Source organism: Dietzia sp. IBK-p2-15D (genome assembly GCF_057773105.1).
Map to the genome: position 1 here is coordinate 1 of NZ_JBYMTK010000091.1, position 451 is coordinate 451.

General features: G+C 67.8%; 1 protein-coding gene. It reads left to right on the forward strand.

Features of this window, described 5'->3' with window-relative positions:
• The coding region (locus AC3DEV_RS17010) for an HNH endonuclease signature motif containing protein (RefSeq protein WP_488372874.1) at nt 1-451 on the forward strand (451 nt) is incomplete at both ends.

The following is a 451-nucleotide window of genomic DNA, read 5'->3' on the forward strand; positions in this document are numbered from 1 at the left end:
GGGGCACCGACAAGCCCGTCCGCATCTCGGTCATCAACACCATCGCCCAAGGACTGCCCAACCAGGTCCAGTTCGTCAACGGCGCCTACGCCAGCTTCGACTGGCTGTGCGAGGAGATCCTCTCCGGCGGCGACGCCACCGTCCGGTTCGAACTCATCGACCCCGCCCCCGGCACCCTCGACGCCCCCGAAGCAATCCTCAAATACTTCATCACCCCGGCCCTGGCCGAACGGATCCGACTACGCGACGGAACCTGCCGCCACCCCGGATGCACCGTCGACGCCCACGACTGCGAGATCGACCACGTCATCGCGTTCGACCACCGGCGCCCCGAACTGGGCGGCCCCACCGCCGAGTGGAACCTGATGTGCCTCTGCCGCAAACACCACCGCGAGAAGACCTTCGGCCACTGCGCCTACCGCCCCGGCCCCCTCGGCGAGCTGACCATCAT